At 50.8% G+C, this 14,283-nt stretch carries 12 protein-coding genes; 2 read left to right on the plus strand and 10 right to left on the minus strand.

Annotated elements, in window-relative coordinates:
• Positions 1–11 precede the first annotated feature (11 nt).
• From X965_RS16095 to cobA, 10 genes are all read right to left on the minus strand, one after another.
• The gene (locus tag X965_RS16095; RefSeq protein ID WP_004236121.1) at positions 12–329 is read right to left on the minus strand and encodes a DUF4387 domain-containing protein; all 318 of its coding nucleotides are present in this window, start codon (positions 327–329) and stop codon (positions 12–14) included.
• Positions 326–1,699 carry an acyclic terpene utilization AtuA family protein gene (locus tag X965_RS16100; RefSeq protein WP_004239011.1) on the minus strand — a complete coding sequence of 458 codons (1,374 nt, stop codon included), beginning with the start codon at positions 1,697–1,699 and terminating at the stop codon, positions 326–328. Before X965_RS16100 ends, X965_RS16095 begins: the two co-directional genes overlap by 4 nt.
• 9 nt (positions 1,700–1,708) lie before the next feature.
• Positions 1,709–2,950 (minus strand): methylaspartate ammonia-lyase, encoded by a 1,242-nt coding sequence (locus X965_RS16105; RefSeq protein WP_004236123.1) that lies wholly within the window; start codon positions 2,948–2,950, stop codon positions 1,709–1,711.
• Positions 2,950–4,395, minus strand: a complete 1,446-nt coding sequence (locus tag X965_RS16110) for a methylaspartate mutase subunit E (RefSeq protein ID WP_004236125.1) — start codon at positions 4,393–4,395, stop codon at positions 2,950–2,952. The genes X965_RS16105 and X965_RS16110 overlap by 1 nt, the downstream gene beginning before the upstream one ends.
• Before the next feature lie 21 nt (positions 4,396–4,416).
• On the minus strand, positions 4,417–5,808 hold the full coding sequence (glmL, locus tag X965_RS16115; RefSeq protein ID WP_004236127.1) for a methylaspartate mutase accessory protein GlmL: 1,392 nt from the start codon (positions 5,806–5,808) through the stop codon (positions 4,417–4,419).
• Positions 5,808–6,248 carry a methylaspartate mutase subunit S gene (gene glmS, locus X965_RS16120; RefSeq protein ID WP_004236129.1) on the minus strand — a complete coding sequence of 147 codons (441 nt, stop codon included), beginning with the start codon at positions 6,246–6,248 and terminating at the stop codon, positions 5,808–5,810. The genes glmL and glmS overlap by 1 nt, the downstream gene beginning before the upstream one ends.
• Positions 6,249–6,907: 659 nt before the next feature.
• Positions 6,908–7,609 carry a bifunctional precorrin-2 dehydrogenase/sirohydrochlorin ferrochelatase gene (locus tag X965_RS16125; RefSeq protein ID WP_225310093.1) on the minus strand — a complete coding sequence of 234 codons (702 nt, stop codon included), beginning with the start codon at positions 7,607–7,609 and terminating at the stop codon, positions 6,908–6,910.
• A 767-nt stretch (positions 7,610–8,376) separates the two neighbouring features.
• Positions 8,377–9,237, minus strand: a complete 861-nt coding sequence (locus X965_RS16130; protein ID WP_004236135.1) for a GHMP kinase — start codon at positions 9,235–9,237, stop codon at positions 8,377–8,379.
• Positions 9,230–10,312 carry a threonine-phosphate decarboxylase CobD gene (cobD, locus tag X965_RS16135; RefSeq protein ID WP_255267026.1) on the minus strand — a complete coding sequence of 361 codons (1,083 nt, stop codon included), beginning with the start codon at positions 10,310–10,312 and terminating at the stop codon, positions 9,230–9,232. The genes X965_RS16130 and cobD overlap by 8 nt, the downstream gene beginning before the upstream one ends.
• A gap of 63 nt (positions 10,313–10,375) precedes the next feature.
• On the minus strand, positions 10,376–11,161 hold the full coding sequence (gene cobA / locus X965_RS16140; RefSeq protein WP_036418868.1) for a uroporphyrinogen-III C-methyltransferase: 786 nt from the start codon (positions 11,159–11,161) through the stop codon (positions 10,376–10,378).
• Positions 11,162–11,940: 779 nt separating this feature from the next.
• On the opposite strand from cobA, the gene X965_RS16145 reads away from it, so the two are divergent.
• Together X965_RS16145 and cbiB are read left to right on the plus strand one after the other, a co-directional pair.
• Positions 11,941–13,326, plus strand: coding sequence for a cobyrinate a,c-diamide synthase (locus X965_RS16145; protein ID WP_036418871.1), 1,386 nt, complete (start codon positions 11,941–11,943; stop codon positions 13,324–13,326).
• Positions 13,323–14,282, plus strand: a complete 960-nt coding sequence (cbiB, locus tag X965_RS16150; protein WP_004236142.1) for an adenosylcobinamide-phosphate synthase CbiB — start codon at positions 13,323–13,325, stop codon at positions 14,280–14,282. The genes X965_RS16145 and cbiB overlap by 4 nt, the downstream gene beginning before the upstream one ends.
• The last annotated feature ends 1 nt before the right edge of the window (position 14,283 follow it).

Genomic DNA, 14,283 nt, shown 5'->3' on the forward strand with positions numbered 1-14,283 from the left:
GACTGATATTGTTAAATATCAAATTCCATTTTTAATAAAGGCGCATGTTGCTGGGCACCATAAACATCGGTATCTCCGACAGCACCAGAAACAATATGTCTCGGCATTACAATTTTCACAGCATTCGCCGGGTCAAACCAGACAATATTATCGATAAAGTCAGGTTTCACACAATACAGACCAGCGACTAAGTCTTTATTAAATTGTTTTGAATTTTTTACCGCGGTATAAGTTTCTTTATCCTTGAATAAAATATCCATCACAATTTCATACGGACCGGAGTTTTTAGAACGCACAACTTTGGCTAATTCTAAAATTGACTTTTTCATTTCGCCACTCCTTCAGGTGTTACATTCTCCATACGGAATGTGAATTTAATATCCGGGGTGTATTCCATCAGATGATAGATGGAGAACTCATACACTTTACCGGCACGGATATCCGACGGAGAGAACGGGAAGGCTAAGTTGCCCGCGGTGGCGATACGGCCATCATACCCGTAGTGCAGCATAGTGGAACGTGCCAGGGAACAGATACTGTCTGCCTGCTCCTGGGTAGGAGCAACAACATCCAGTAAAATACCCAGCTCATAACTCTTGGTCACAGTTTCAGGTTCTGCGTCACCCATCACACCGTTTTTACCGTACAGATGGAAATTCATTTTCACGGTATCAGGGTCGATGCTGAGGTTTTTCTCAACACTTTTACGCACTTCCACCAGAATCTTATCCATACCGGCGATCATGATAGGGTCATGCGTACCGGCGATAGTGATGGTGCGGTAACCGACCGGACGTGCAGCTTCCAGTTTAACGGTATACGGTGTTGATACATGGCGTGAACCGGTTACACGAACCTGCCCGTTACCCAGATCTTCAAACTTACACTCTTTCAGATCCAGCACACCGCCCGGTCCCGGTAATACGTACGGGTTGGATTTCTCATACAGGGTGTGAGCCGCTGCTGAGGTGTCCGTAAACTTACGGATCGGGTTGAATGCTTTCAGGGTGAAACCGGTTTCGTCGATAATACCCATTGCACAGTCAGAGCCGGAACCCGGGGTGGCTGCGATTGCCGCACACTCCAGAATCTTACCGCAGTGCAGTGCCAGACCTTCGTCAAACCCTTTCATAATCGGCAGAGCCGCGAAGCAGCAAGGGTCATAAGAACGGCCGGCCAGAACAACCTGAGCACCGGCTGCCAGTGCTTCCTGGAACGGCTCGACACCCATCTGAGCAACGATATAGGTACTTTCGTCGATCACTTCATGCGTCAGTTCAGGCACGAACGCCAGCGGCGTAATTTTGCCTGCATCCAGCGCTTCGTGAACGGTTTTCTTCTCAACATCCGCAGGGATCAGGGCCATCTTGAATGACAGACCTTCTTCCTTTGCCAGTTCCAGAATGATTTCTCGGCACCATTCCAGATGAGGCTGTGCACCTGAACCACCGGCAGTACCGATGACAACCGGAATATTGTTTTTCACACCGGCTTTCAGCATATAACGCAGGTCGCGTTTTACCCCGGCACGGTCGGTAAAGGCTTTACCGGAACCGAGGTAGTGAGGACCCGGGTCAGAAGACCCGGCGTCGACGGCGATAAGATCCGGCGATTCTTCCATCGCCTTCATAAAACTCTCTTCCGGAAATCCGTACCCCAGGATGGCAGTAGGGGACAGGATTTTAAATGTCCTGGACATAATGCTTCCTTATGCTTTTGCTTTCAGTACAGCCAGTGTGCGGTTCATTTCGTTATGAACAATGTTCATACCTTCATCGAAGCCCATACCCGGCTTGATCAGCATACGCATCGGACGTGTCGCAATCGCGATATGCACACAGGTACGCGCACTGACGTCGGTTTCGTTACAGGTACCGCCCTGGTATGCTTCCATACCGTGTTTCTGGCAGTACAGCACCGCGTCAGCGATGTTGTGAACAGAACCCAGGTCAGGGGTTTTGATCTGAACCATGTCACAGCAGCCGGCATCCGTGAAGTCGATGATGTCCTGACAGGTGTTACACCATTCGTCAGCAACGATTTTGACTTTGGAACCCAGTTTTTTCAGGTGATCCATAATGCCTTTCATCAGGCGGATCTGGTCTGGTTTGTTACCTGCGTCAACCGGACCTTCGATGTACAGTTCCAGATCACCGGCCTGCTCCTGCAGACTTGCGATGTACTCTGCGCAACGAATCGGATCTTTGTCGAAAATTAAACCGATGGTGCCGTAAACGTCGATGTGCAGAGACGGTTTGTAAGTGTCTTCTGTACGTAATTCAACGATACGTTTGGCCAGCCACTCAACATAAGCGCGCAGTTTTTCACCCTGACGGCCCAGTTTTTCATCCACGTTGTTGATGAGGCCGTGCGGCAGAACGTCAACGTGTTTGAGGATCATTTTGTCCACAGCGTTGTAGCGGTCATCACCACTCTGACCGAACAGAGGGATTGGCTCAGCCACAACCGGCAGATGCCACTCGTCGCACACAACTTCAGCTTTCAGACGGTTGCTTGCCAGTGCTGTAGCGTCCAGCAGAGCCTGGGACAGACCATAACGGATAGCGGTATGCAGTTGTTTGCCTTCCACTTTCAGTTCATCGAAGAACTTAGCGTTGTTGCGGAACTCACTGACATCACGGCCTTCCAGCAGCGGTTTGATGTGTTTTTCCAGGAACGGAATGAAGTTTTCCGCCAGGAATAACGGGTCACGACCACCCGCACCGGAGTATTGAACCGCGGCACAGTCACCCATTGCCACAGAACCGTTTTCCAGGATTAACTGGACTGACACACACTCACCCGCCTGACGCACTGCGGTAAAGCCCGGAGTGACCGGCTTACCGGTGTAGACGAAACCGTCGTGACCTGCGCCGTCTTTGATAGCCTGCTGGTCGTCAAAATAGAAGGATGAGTTACCCGCCGTGAACAATGCCTGTTTAATTTTCATTATGGTCTTCCTACTAATTTACTGTGAGATACTGCGTTAATATCATCAATAATCATCTGGAATGAAGCTTCACGACCCTCTTCGCGGGCACGCTCAGCAACGAAATCATGGTGCATGGACAGAACGTCATCCGGCAGCGGAACCGCGCCTGCGTCGAACACACGGATTGCACCGTTGTTGTCGCGGATAGGCATCATCTTGCCGGAGTTACACATCGCAGGAGCGAACGGAATATCCAGAACACCGGCTTCGAATGCGCGGACAGTACCGACTGCAATGTCGCCGTTACCCAGTTCAAGGACTTTCTTCATCACTGCGCGGACTTCGCGTTTAATCAGTTCCACTTCCAGATCCACGTCTTTGCACGGCGGGAATTTCTGGTCGCGGACCATGTTCAGCATCTGGTTGGAGGCACGCAGACCCTGGCAGTTCGCTTCCGCAGTCGGGATACCGAATGCTTCATGCGGAGACTTGGTGATTACTTTGGTTGCACCGGACATACCGGCAACCGCCGCACCCCAGGAGATAACTGCCGCCGCACGGGATTCATCTTCAGGGAAACCGCCCATCCACTGGTGGAATACGGTACTCAGCTCATAATCTTCGTAGCCGTAAGCGCGGAAATATTCATGAGACAGTTCACGCAGGGAGCGGATTGCCGCGATATCCTGCACTAAGTTACCGACCTGGCCGTAACCGACGGTGATGGATTTAACGCCCTGCTCCAGCGCCACCAGACCTTCGATGATTGCCACAGTGTGGGAAATGAATGGCGGGATCAGCGTACCGGTTAACGGACCGAATGGTTCGCGGTTGATACGGATACCGTTTTCTTCATATAAACCGATTACGCGGTCGCAGTACTGCCAGTCACGGATGGATTTTTCCAGGGTGACGCGTTTTGCGTAAGGGATGTTATAGGAGATACCGCCGCCTTCGTAACTGGTGAAACCACTCGCCATGGAGATTTCACACAGCAGACGTGCATCCGGGGTTCCGTGACGGATCTGCAGTGGTTTATCCAGGGATTCAGTGATGTGACGGCAGGCTGCAACACCGTGGTTAACCACCGGCAGGCCGTTCAGTTTAGAGGTACCGGCTTCAACAGATTTCTGGATACCGACTGCCGCTTCTTCATAACGGTTCAGACGGGTATACGCATCGATAGTGGTCGGCAGCAGGTCACACTCTTTCTGCAGTTTTTTCAGCAGCTCGATGTGCTCTTCGATTAAGGCAACACCTGCACGCGGCTGGCTTAATGTGATGCCGTCGCGGTCAGCTTCGAATAATTTTTTGGCAAAGTTTTTATCTTCAGAGATAGTCGCCTGATATTTGACACCATCTTCAAAGTTTTCCACGTCTTTCCCTGTCACCCAGGTCTTTAATACGTCTTTGCGCTCGGCCATGAAGTCGTCGATTGCAATTTTTTTATTCTTCAGTTCCATTTAATGGCTCCAATAATCTTGCTATCTGGTCAAAATCTGCACGCCGGTCTGAGCTGCTGCTTTCGGATACCGGCAGGCGACGTTGGCTAACAGAGGAAATAACCCTTGTGAATCCCGGTAGTACTCAAATTCGTCCGGCAGCAGAATCTGACGGCCTTTGTTATCGAATTTGCGGTACCGCATATACTGTTTAATGTCAAAATCAGCTGTCCGCGACAACCAGCCGCCGGTACCGATGATTTTGCTGACCCGTGATAAATCACGGCCAATCTGTAAATCCACCGTACCTGCACAGGTGGTCACCTGCTGTTTTGTGCCCGCATGGCGTTCAGTTCCCAGTGCGACACAAATACCGGCTAACAGATGGTCATAAACACGTTCTTCGTCCGTCTGAGGCAGATAATCAGGGTGCTCATTGACATAACGGGTGTAGCGGTAAAAGGCATCCAGCTGCTCCGGATGATTCACAAACTGCGCTTCGGCTAATTCGCGGCCTGCCTCACCGGCGATCACCGCCGATACACGCATGCCAAGGTCACCTTCCACAGTCCGTTTCACTTTCGGCTCCGGAATCCCGTGTAAAATGGTATCCGGCAGTAAGCTGTTGTTGCAGGACGAATAAATATCCGTCGTTGCGCCACCCATATCCATCAGCACAAACTCTTCCCAGCCGGGAACGTTGTCACGGATTTGCTGTACTAACTCAAAGACAGAGAATGGTGTCGGACGCGGCTCTTCGCCGGTCTGTTCAACAATGACGTCCAGTCCCTTGCCCTTCACAATCTTTTTCAGAAAAATGTCACAGATAGCTTTACGCGCATCAAACGGGTTCGGACTATCCAGACTCGGTAAAATGTTGTTAACGACAGTCAGTTCTTTATGGCCGAGGATCTCAGCAATATCGTCCTGAATATCACGGTTACCCGCATAAATGATGGAACAGTTCAGATCGGATTCCGCCAGCATTTTTGCGTTTTGTAATCCGTATCCGACATCGCCGCCATCCGTCCCGCCGGTGAACAGGAAAATATCCGGGGGTGTCTGTTCGAGTTTGCGGATATCAGTCCGGTTGAGCTTGTACGCAAAGTGCTGAGACACTTTTGCGCCCGCTGAGTGAGCAGTGACTTTTGCTGACTCAAGGGTAATTGTCGGAACCAGACCCAGTGCCGCTACCGCTAACCCGCCTTTGGCGGAAGAGGAATAGTTAATGTTAACTTTCCCGGCTTCCAGTAAAGGACGCGCATCGGACACATTGAGGATTTTATTCAGTACAGTGAAAAATCCGTCTGCCAGATGGTCAATCGTCGTGGGGGTCAGGGCATAATTCTTTAATTCAATATGATCATCACTTCCCACGTCGAACACGGCACCTTTTGTCCAGGTTGAACCGATATCTATCGAGACGTTGATCATTACGCGGTCATTCCTTCTTTGCGGGCCGGGCTTTTTTCAATGTCTTTTTTCATGACATCGCAGACGTATTCCAGGTCAGTGCTCGGGAAGAACACGCGGTTAAAGCCCATGTCGCTGAATTTTTTCTCGATTTCAGCCGGTTCCTGTTTACCGATAACCAGGTTACCGCCGACATACAGCAGAATTTCGCCCAGACCACGTTCGATGCAGCGCTCACGCATACCTAAACAGTCCACTTCGCCGTGACCGTAAATAGAGGAAACAACGATTGCCTGCGCGCCGGTTTCAATAGCGGCGTCGATATATTCGTCCTGGCTGACCATGACACCCAGGTTAATCACATTAAAATTGTGCTGGGAAAACACGCGATCTAAAACTTTGTTACCGACGGCATGGCAATCGGCACCAATTACACCAATAACAATGGTAGGCTTCTGCATGATATACCTCTAAATAAACTGAATGTTCGGAATTAAAGTTAAAACAAAATCTGTTAAATCCGTTTGGTATTAATTAAGAAAGTATCTAAGTACAAATCAGGTGTTCATCCCTATTTAATTCCTTAACTTTCCACTGATGATAATGTGCAATTCAGGGGATTTAAAAACAATTGATATAAAGTAAGGATATCTTGCAAAAACGGAATGGTTTTCGGTGGGGTATAAAACACGATGCAGATCACACTTAAATTCCATTTAAAATCATATAGATACCATCAAAAACAACAAACAAAAACTTTAATTAACAATTATTTAAACCTAATGACAAATAAATCAATCCTGATTTTGTGATCATTGTTATATTATTAAATTCACCATAAATAGCAATTAATTTTTAATGTTTAAACTATATTTTATAGTATATTCAACATGAATATATTTTGATAAAAAATGACGAAATAGTGTGACGAACATCTTATTAAAGTATGCAACGGAATGCCACAGAGAAATAAAAAAATAAATGATACAAAAAAGTAAATGACTTATTATTAATATGATAATGATGCTGTCTTGTTTTTGTTATTCCAATGACTGAAATAAGCCATTCAGCTCACATAATTACCCCGGAACCGCTATTACGGTGCCGGGGTTTTATTTTTTCAGCGGATTCCGTGCTCTTCGGTAAACTGAGCCAGCAGGTAATTAAGGTAGTCAGTCAGCAGTTCCTCATCTTCCAGCGGCAGGAGTTGTTCCAGGGCGGTGTCGGTAAAGAACTTCTGCCAGAACAGCCGTTTGGCATCGCGGGAAGCATTGGTGGCTTTAACCTGCTCGCGCAGCCGTGCGGCGGCACGCAGCTTCACCGGGGCATCCGCCGGAATCGCCTGCATAACACGGTGTTTCAGAAACTGTGTATAGACCGGGTTTCCGCCGCAGGTCAGCGCAATCTGAACCGGCGGGACATCAATGGTGGCCGGGGAGATAAATGAGGCGCTTTCCGGCGCGTCAGTCACGTTACAGAAGCAGTGACGGGCATTGGCCTGTTCCAGCACCTGCTGATTTACCTCCGGTGAGTCTGTCGCGGCAAAGGCCAGCCAACAGCCCTGCGGCCACAGTGCAGCATCAAAGTCCGCTTCTGTCAGCGTAAGATGCGGATTTCCCGCCAGAGCGGTGAGATCTCCGTGGAACCAGCGGGCAATGACGGTGACATGCGCCCCGGCCTGTAACAGTGTCCGGCATTTATGGGCGGCAACTTCCCCGCCCCCCACGACCAGACAGGTCTTTCCCTGTAAATCACAAAACAGCGGATAACGCAGCATAGTGTCTCCTTTGCGGACAGCGTCAGAATCAGTTGTCTGAATCATATCCTGCCCGTTACCGGGACGCAGCAAAGCGGCGCGTACTTTGTGGGGCAGCGCGTTAAATAGAGGGGGAATGCTCAGCACCTGAGTCTGTTGTTAATAAAGAAGGCGGAATGCTCAGCACCGGGACCGGGCTGATAACCGGCAAAACGAAAAGTCGCTGTAAACACTTCCCTGTGCGCTCAGGCGCGTCATCCATGACGCGCATGCTTTTCGTCTCTCTGCCGGTTATCTGCCTTTTACTTTTGCTGCGGATGGAATGATGCGAACTTTGGTTCGGTGGCCTGTTGTTAACAAAGGGGGGTGAAACGCTCAGCACCGGGGCCGGGCTGATAACCGGCAAAACGAAAAGCCGCTGTAAACACCTCCCTGTGCGCTCAGGCGCGTCATCCATGACGCGCATGCTTTTCGTCTCTCTGCCGGTTATCTGCCTTTTACTTTGGCATGATGAAAACCGTGGATATTCAATATCATCCCACAGAAGTCAGGACGTTAAATAAAAAGAGACTCAGGAGTCATCCGCTAAATTATTCAATTTGCAGCAAGGCGGCAAACGAAAGAAACCGGGGAGCATACATCAGTATGTGACCCGGTTTATTGAGTGCAGCCAACGCAGCTGCGGATTGAAGAATGACGCGGATAGGAATACTCAAAATCATTCGGTCTGTGGCAAGGCGGCAAAGTGAAGATGACCGGGGAGCATACACCAGTATGTGACCCGGTCAGCTGAATGAAGCCAACACAGCCACAGGCTGAAGGATGATGAGTATTTAGCGGACGCCGCCCGGCGCCATGCTCACCTCATGCACCTGAGGGTAGAATCTGTCCAGCTGATGCCGCTGGATCCAGTCATAAATAAAATCTTTATCGTGCAGGGTGTCATCATAGATAAGCCCGGCCACGCTGCCGCTGTGGGCGACATTCAGACCGTAAATCTTTCCTTTATCTGCAAGGGCATGCAGCTCGCTGAAACCGGGTTTGGGCAGCAGATCCTGGCTGGCGATCGCACTCAGAGTGGCTGCTTCGCCCAGTCGCTGCGGATCCTGTTGTTCACAGGCGGCGGTAAGCAGTTTCCAGGCCTGAGCCAGCAGAGGTTCCCGCGCCAGCAATGCGGCCCGGCGGTCGCGCTTGTGGAAATCTTCCGTCAGTACCACATCCGGACTTTCCAGCAGCAGCAGTTTCAGATCCGGCGCCCAGCCGAGTGATATTTGTGTCTCAGCCGTCTGGTGGTCAAACAGTGTCAGGGAGGAAAAGAGCGTGCTGTCTGTCGGTTCAACCGCCACACAGAGTTCTGCGAGAGTTTCCGGTGATAATTCATGGCCGTAAAAACGTGCGGTCGCCTGGGCGGTGGCGGCAATATCCGCTGTGCTGCTAGCCAGCCCTTTACCGACGGGGATGGTGGATTCATATTCGATCCGCAGCATACCGGTGGCTTCCGGCACGATATCCAGATGTTTCAGTACGCGTTCCAGCATCTGGCGCATGCGGGGCCGTTCCAGCCCCAGCGGAACACCTTCTTCCACCGAGACATAGCTGTACCAGTTGATGGGGCAGGAAACCAGTTTTTCTCCCCCGAGGATCCATCCCTGCAACAATTCTCCGCAGGATGCCGGACAATGTGCCTCAGCCATGTTGAAATACCTGTTTTAATGCGCCGATAAGATGACGGTTCTCCGCCTGACTGCGGACCGCGATCCGGTAATAAGAGCCATCCAGCCCCGGGTAGTTCTGACAGCGGCGGATCAGCAGCTTATATTTCAGCAGAGCGGACTGGAGTTCCACGCCGTTCAGGCAGCGGATAAAGATATAGTTTGCCGATGGCTGCCGGATTTTCAGCAGCGGAAACTGCCGCAGTTCATTGCACAGGTATTCCCGCTGGGCGGCAATAAAATCCTGTGTTTTGCGGATATAGTCTTCATCATCCAGCAGTGCTTCACCCACCAGCGCAGCCAGACCATTGATAGTCCACGGCTCACGCCAGGCTTTCAGATTACTGATAATGTGGCTGTCGCCGCACAGCAGATAACCGAGGCGCAGACCGGGAATGGCGAAGAATTTTGTCAGCGAACGCAGCAGATAAAGGTAGCGGGTTTCCGGCAGGCGCGCTGTCAGCGGTGATCCTTCCGGCAGAAAATCAATAAACGCTTCATCGACAATCAGATGAATATGGCGGGATTCGCACAGGGACACCAGTTTGTGCAGCAGTGCGGTATCCGGCATCAGACCGGTCGGGTTATTCGGTGTGGCGATAAACACACAGTCCGGGCGGCGGGCTTCAATATCCGCCAGCAGGGATTCATCCGGCTGGAAATCATTCTCTTCCGTCAGCGGGTGTTCGATGATATCGCAGCCCTGCTGTTCCAGTGCTCTGCGGTATTCGGCAAATCCGGGGGTTAACAGTAATGCGCTGTGGGGGTTGAGATGGCGCACCAGCGCGTAAATCAGTTCCGTCTCTCCGTTACCGGCAATGACCTGCCCCAGTTCACAACCCGCACCTTTGGCCAGTGCGGCATGCAGATAGCGGTATTCAATATCCGGGTAGCGTTCAATAACTGACAGGTTATCGCGGATGATGGCTTTAACCCTCTCGGGCGGCCCCAGCGGGTTAATATTGGCACTGAAATCGAAGATAGATGCGGGTGAGATGCCGAGGAGCTCAGCCACCTCTACCACATTACCACCGTGTTCGCTCATAGCCTCCTCCAAATGTAAGGGCTGCACACAGAATCACCTGCATACAGCCGGATGCTTATTATTTTAAGGATAATACTATGACGCAGCTTCTAATGGGGCTTCCTGCGTAATATCAATTTGTGTGGCCGCAAATGCCAGAATTTGGTGCAGATTCACCACATTACCAACGACAATCAGTGCCGGCGGATGTAATTTATGACGCGCAGCCTCTTCCGGTAAGGTGGCGAGGGTGACAGTAACCACCTGCTGGCGCTGCTGGCTGGCATACATGACCACGGCAGCCGGGGTATCCGGTGATTTTCCGCCGTCGATCAGCAACTGACTGATTTCGGCCAGGCGGGTCATCCCCATCAGAATCACCAGTGTGCCGTTAAGGGCAGCGAGTGCATTCCAGTTCTGCGGCTCATTCCCCTGACACATATGGCCGGTGACCACATGGAAGCTTGATGCGTGATCGCGGTGAGTCACCGGGATCCCCGCATACGCCAGCCCGCCGATAGAGGAACTGATGCCCGGGATAACCTCAAAATCGAGGCCGTTTTCGGCCAGAGATTCCGCTTCTTCGCCGCCGCGGCCGAACACATACGGATCCCCGCCTTTCAGGCGCACAACATTTTTGCCTTCTGCGGCATATTTCACCAGGATGGCATTGATTTCTTCCTGCGGCACCGGATGGTGATTCGGTGTTTTACCGACATTGATGATTTTGCAGTCCGCCGGTGCACAGGCGATCAGCTCAGGATTGACAAGACGGTCATGCACCAGCACTTCGGCATGACGTATACAGTGAAGTCCCTTTACGGTAATTAATGATGCATCTCCGGGTCCGGCTCCGACCAGCCATACTTTACCTTTGCTCATTTTATTGCCTTATCAATCAGATTAATCAACATGAAAAAATCACATCATTTTATTCGTTATGCACGACACCTGGTGGTGATAAAAAATACTATTTATTAATGATGTTTTGTAGTTGGACAGCAGTATTAATTACCCGTGAACTTTATTCTTTGATCTATTCACGATAAATGCGTAATAAAGACAATTCTGTTTAATATTTTGTATTATTAAATAATCACAGGAAAAAATATATGACTAATATCCCAATAATACGTTCACGTAACGGAAGAGTTCATGAAAAAAAATCAAGTAGATCATGAACTTTCAAGCAACTGAAATAAATGGGTTTTTACATTCACCTCATAAAAACAGGTTATTATAATCAACAAATCAGCCGCCATTTCTGAAATTATCATTAACAAATAATAAAAACAAGATCATTTAATTAACATATTTGCATATGTTTATAAAAATAAAATAGTTGCATTTTATTCATCTTGATCACAAATCAAGTATTTATGTGAAGAAACTCACAAACTGTAATAAGCAGATATATAAAAGCAGCATTTTATGTTTTATTAAACCCGAATATAAATAGCCGTAAAAAAATCACTATATCAAAAATCGGCAATGTTAATTAAATGATCATTACATTTTCGTGTCGCTGTTCAGCAATATTCCGTGTTGCTTATGATCATGAAAATAAAAAGACAGTTCACCGGGTTAATTTATTTAACCTTTTTTTGCTTTCCTGGTATCAGGACGTTTTTTTGGCAACAACACCGTGTCAAAGGTAGCGTATGAATAAGGCACAAAAACAGGTCTTCGTAATCGCGGGCACCAGCAGCGGCTGCGGAAAAACCACCATCACCCTCGGGATCATGCGGGCACTCAGTGCACGCGGATTGCGTGTCCAGCCCTGCAAAGTCGGCCCTGATTACCTCGACAGCAGCTGGCATACCGCCGTCACCGGCGTACCTTCCCGTAACCTGGATGCCTTTATGCTGCCGGAGTCCGTTCTGACCCCGCAATTCCGTCATTATATGCAGGACAAAGACGCCGGTGTGATTGAGGGTGTGATGGGCCTGTATGACGGCTTCGGTACCGATCCTCACTATTGCAGCACCGCCGCGATGGCAAAACAGCTGAACTGCCCGGTGATTATGCTGGTCGACGGCAAAGCGGTTTCCACCTCAATTGCCGCCACGGTGATGGGATTTCAGCATTTTGATCCGTCACTGAATATCGCCGGGGTACTGATTAACCGCGTTAACAGTGACAGCCATTTTCAGCTCCTGAAACACGCCATTGAACATTACTGCCATGTGCCGGTGATCGGCTACGTGCCGGTGATGAACGATATTGAACTTCCTTCCCGTCATCTGGGGCTGATCCCGCCGCAGGAGCAGGCACAGCAGACTGAGCGCTGGCAGCGTCTGGCTGATCAGATAGAAAAAACCGTTGATGTGGATAAGCTGCTTTCCCTGACACGCTGGCAGGCACCGGCAGACGGCACACCGCTGCCGCTGGCCACACCGGGTACCGGACGCGGGCTGACTGTCGCTGTGGCGGATGATGCCGCTTTTAACTTCTATTATCCTGATAATCTCGATTTACTGCGTCAGAGCGGCGCGGAGATTGTCACATTCAGCCCGCTCAATGACAGCGTCCTGCCGGATCCGTGCCATATGATTTACATAGGCGGCGGTTATCCGGAAGTCTATGCTGAAAAACTTTCATCTAACACCGTGATGCGGGACGCACTGCTGGCAGCGCATCAGCGCGGTATTCCTGTTTATGCGGAGTGCGGCGGGCTGATGTATCTCGGTGAAACCCTGACAGACAGCACCGGCAACACCTTCCCGATGACCGGCATCATTGCCGGGCACAGCACCATGGGTAACCGACTGAAGCGCTTTGGTTACTGTGAAGGTACCGCACTGACAGACACCACTCTGGTTCGTGCCGGTGAACGCCTGCGCGGCCACGAGTTTCATTATTCTGATTTTGAGACTGATCTGCCGTCTGCTTTTGAGTTTATCAAAGAGCGCGACGGCGAAATCCTCAAACGCTGGCGCGGCGGTTATCAGGTCGGAAATACCTTTGCCGGATATCTGCATGTGCATTTTGCCCAGCGTCCGGGGTTATTGGATCACTGGTTTGCCCTGGCACGGAGTGTGTTATGACGTTGCTCAGTTGGCTGGCCGCTTTCCTGCTCGACTGGCGCCTCGGTGACCCGGAGCACTGGCCGCACCCGATCCGCTGGATTGGCAACGCCATCCGTAAAACCGAAGGTGTGATCCGCCGCCGCTGTCAGAGCGGTGCGGCACTGCGCCGTGGCGGAGCCGTGTTGTGGATTGTGATCGTCGGCGGCACCTGGGCGGTGAGTTACGGCGTGCTGGCGCTGGCGTTTTATCTGGAAACCAGTCTCGGCTGGCTCGTCACCATCTGGATGACCTACACCGTCCTTGCCACCCGCTGTTTACAGGATGCGGCGATGCGGGTGTATGACGCGCTGAAGGCGGATGATCTGGCGGAGAGCCGTGAAAAATTATCATGGATCGTCGGGCGTGATACCCGGGAGCTGACACCGCCGCAAATCACCCGCGCGGTAACCGAAACCGTCGCGGAAAATACCACCGACGGCGTAATCGCCCCGCTGTTCTTCTTATTACTGGGCGGCGCACCGCTGGCGATGGCCTATAAAGCGGTGAATACCCTGGACTCGATGGTCGGCTATAAAAATGAAAAGTACGGCGATATCGGTATGTTTTCCGCCCGTGCGGATGATGTCGCCAACTATATCCCGGCGCGTCTGAGCTGGCTGCTGTTCACCTTCGCCGCCTTTGTTCTGAAATACCGTTACCGCGAGGCTTTCCGCACCGGATTACGTGATCACGCCAATCACCGCAGCCCGAACAGCGGCTGGTCCGAAGCGACTGTCGCCGGCGCACTCGGTGTACAGCTGGGCGGGCCGAATACCTATTTCGGTCAGCTGGTGGATAAGCCGTGGATCGGCGACAACACCCGCGACATCAATGCAGACGATATTCTCAGCACCATCCGGCTGATGTGGGTTGCCTCCTCCGCCGCACTGGCGCTGTTCGCCGTCATTCATCTTCTGGCACAGTGGATTTTGTAAG

Origin of the sequence: Morganella sp. EGD-HP17 (genome assembly GCF_000512315.2) — a bacterium.
Classification (GTDB): Bacteria; Pseudomonadota; Gammaproteobacteria; order Enterobacterales; family Enterobacteriaceae; genus Morganella; species Morganella morganii.

Coding starts and splice junctions, on each gene's coding strand:
- X965_RS16095 (WP_004236121.1), bottom strand. CDS start 329: ATGAAAAAGTCAATTTTAGAATTAGCCAAAGTTGTGCGTTCTAAAAAC.
- X965_RS16100 (WP_004239011.1), bottom strand. CDS start 1,699: ATGTCCAGGACATTTAAAATCCTGTCCCCTACTGCCATCCTGGGGTAC.
- X965_RS16105 (WP_004236123.1), bottom strand. CDS start 2,950: ATGAAAATTAAACAGGCATTGTTCACGGCGGGTAACTCATCCTTCTAT.
- X965_RS16110 (WP_004236125.1), bottom strand. CDS start 4,395: ATGGAACTGAAGAATAAAAAAATTGCAATCGACGACTTCATGGCCGAG.
- glmL (WP_004236127.1), bottom strand. CDS start 5,808: ATGATCAACGTCTCGATAGATATCGGTTCAACCTGGACAAAAGGTGCC.
- glmS (WP_004236129.1), bottom strand. CDS start 6,248: ATGCAGAAGCCTACCATTGTTATTGGTGTAATTGGTGCCGATTGCCAT.
- X965_RS16125 (WP_225310093.1), bottom strand. CDS start 7,609: ATGATTCAGACAACTGATTCTGACGCTGTCCGCAAAGGAGACACTATG.
- X965_RS16130 (WP_004236135.1), bottom strand. CDS start 9,237: ATGGCTGAGGCACATTGTCCGGCATCCTGCGGAGAATTGTTGCAGGGA.
- cobA (WP_036418868.1), bottom strand. CDS start 11,161: ATGAGCAAAGGTAAAGTATGGCTGGTCGGAGCCGGACCCGGAGATGCA.
- X965_RS16145 (WP_036418871.1), top strand. CDS start 11,941: ATGAATAAGGCACAAAAACAGGTCTTCGTAATCGCGGGCACCAGCAGC.
- cbiB (WP_004236142.1), top strand. CDS start 13,323: ATGACGTTGCTCAGTTGGCTGGCCGCTTTCCTGCTCGACTGGCGCCTC.